The organism is Flavobacterium sp. (genome assembly GCF_036405015.1).
Lineage (GTDB): Bacteria > Bacteroidota > Bacteroidia > Flavobacteriales > Flavobacteriaceae > Flavobacterium.
Genome location: NZ_DASWYK010000221.1, coordinates 1 through 2,170 on the forward strand (window position 1 = coordinate 1; position 2,170 = coordinate 2,170).

A 2,170-nucleotide genomic window follows, 5' to 3' on the forward strand; every position below is an offset into this window, starting at 1 on the left:
CTTTCGTAAAATTAACCAGCAAGTAAAAGAAATGGGTTATAGAATTAGGGGGATTAATTACAAAATTTATAGGTTTGTAATTCTAATAATATAAAAATGGATTTAACCTGGAACGAGTTTGAAAGAACCGATATGCGTATCGGAACAATTATAGAAGTAAATGATTTTCCTGAAGCGAGAAAACCAGCCTTTCAGTTAACAATAGATTTTGGTTCGGAGATAGGAATCAGAAAATCATCTGCACAAATTACCAAAAGATATCAAAAAGAAGATTTAGTAAATCGCCAGATTGTAGCGGTTGTCAATTTCCCGAAAAAACAAATTGGAAAATTTATGAGTGAATGTTTGGTTCTTGGCGCTGTAGGCGAGGAAGGAGACGTAATTTTATTAGCTCCTGATTTTAAAATACCAAATGGACTGCGAATTGGGTAGTTTTTAACCGCAAAGTTCGCAAAGATTTACGCAAGGTTCGCAAAGTTTTATAACACATAGCTTTGCGAACTTTATTTTTTGTAAAAACTTCAAAGGGAAAAAATCCTTGCGAACTTTGTGGTTAAATTTTAATTGCCAATATTTATTTTTTTAATTAATTCCTGCAAAATCTCCTGTCCTTCTTCCCAATATTTTAAATCAGAATCAGAGTTGATATGGCCTTGTTTTCCGATGTTTACAAAATCGCTTCCCCATTTTTCGGCGAAATATTTTTTTCTTTCAAATAGAGAATAAGGATCATTTTCGCTTGCTACGACTACCGATGGAAAAGGTAATTTATAAAGTGGCATTGGAGAAAAGTTTCTCGTGCATTCTGGTGTATGTTCTGGCGAATCTACATCTGCTGGAGCAACAAGAAAAGCGCCAATAATATTTGAATTACTATATTTTTCTGCCCAATGCAAAACCAATGAAACAGCTAAGCTATGTGCTACTAAAATAGTGGGTTCGTTTAGTTTTAAGATGTTCTCGTTTAATCTTTCAAGCCATTCTTTTCGAATTGGTTCGTCCCAATTGTCTTGTACAACGCGGATTGAGTTTTCGAATTTTTGATGCCAAAAGGTCTGCCAGTGTTTTTCGCCAGAATCTCCAAGTCCTGGTATAATTAAAAGTTGTGTCTCCATTGCCGTGGAATTTTATTTAGTGATTATTTTTTGCGTTCTTTTAAAATTCGGTTTACTTCATTAACCAAAAGTGGAAAAGCAGGTTCTGTCATTCCGTGGTTATAACCGTCCAATTCGTAAAGTTTAGTTTGTGTGTGTCCAACCAATTTCATCATTCTAGCCATGTATGCGTTTTCTTCGTAACGTCCTAACATTTCCAATTCGCGATCTCCTGTGATTAGTAATAAAGGCGGAGCATCCGCGCGAACGTGATATAAAGGAGCAAATTCATCAATTGTTGGCTGTTTTTCCGGAATTCCGTTTTCTCTTCTAATTTCGAAATGTGTAATACATTGACTGCTAAACGGAATGAGTCCTGCAATTTGATTCGCATCAATATTTTCTTTTTGAAGCCATTTTTTATCCAAACCAATCATAGAAGTCAAATAAGCTCCAGCTGAGTGTCCAGAAACAAATATTTGGGTTTTATCGCCTCCATAAGTAGTAATATTGTTGAAAGCCCAAGCAACTGCCGCTGCCGCATCTTCAATACATTTTACTGCTTTTACTTTTGGCGATAATCTATAATTTACACCAATAATAGCAAAACCTTTGTTTTTTAAAGCTTCAGGAATTTCTTTGTTTCCGCCAGTTAATCCGCCACCGTGAAACCATACAATTGTAGCAAATCCAGTTTTGTTTTTTGGGTAGTAAATATCTAAAACACATCTTTCGCTGATGTATTTGTCTGATTTATTTGCTTGTGCATTATAATATTGAATATTGTTTTTCGTTTCATATTCTGTATTCTGTGCAGAAACAGAAATTCCGAAGAAGAGGAAGTTTAAAAGAAGAATTAATTTTTTCATTTTTGTTGAATTTGAAAGATGAGAGTTAGGGGATGAGAGTTTGTGTTTTCATATTTGACTTATAACCCATAATCTAAATATAAAAAAAAAGTCCAAAATGTAGAACAAATTGGACTTACAACTTTTAAAAGTTTATTTTGAATTAAATATCGTCAAAATCAATATCTGTAAAGCTTGATCTTTGGCTTTCAGATTTTTCAGAACTAT

3 protein-coding genes are annotated in these 2,170 nt (G+C 33.8%); 1 reads left to right on the forward strand and 2 read right to left on the reverse strand.

All coding sequences use genetic code 11. The annotated features are described in order from the left end of the window. Nucleotides 1–96 precede the first annotated feature (96 nt). Nucleotides 97–432, forward strand: a complete 336-nt coding sequence (locus tag VGE71_RS19025; RefSeq protein ID WP_144214881.1) for a tRNA-binding protein — start codon at nucleotides 97–99, stop codon at nucleotides 430–432. 128 nt (nucleotides 433–560) lie between these two features. Here the strand turns inward: VGE71_RS19025 and VGE71_RS19030 are convergent, their stop codons facing one another. Both VGE71_RS19030 and VGE71_RS19035 read right to left on the reverse strand, forming a co-directional pair. Beyond that, nucleotides 561–1,115: an alpha/beta hydrolase gene (locus VGE71_RS19030; RefSeq protein ID WP_331139715.1), complete on the reverse strand. Its 555-nt coding sequence runs from the start codon at nucleotides 1,113–1,115 to the stop codon at nucleotides 561–563. 23 nt (nucleotides 1,116–1,138) lie between these two features. After that, nucleotides 1,139–1,963 (reverse strand): alpha/beta hydrolase, encoded by an 825-nt coding sequence (locus tag VGE71_RS19035; RefSeq protein ID WP_331139716.1) that lies wholly within the window; start codon nucleotides 1,961–1,963, stop codon nucleotides 1,139–1,141. Between the last annotated feature and the right edge of the window lie 207 nt (nucleotides 1,964–2,170).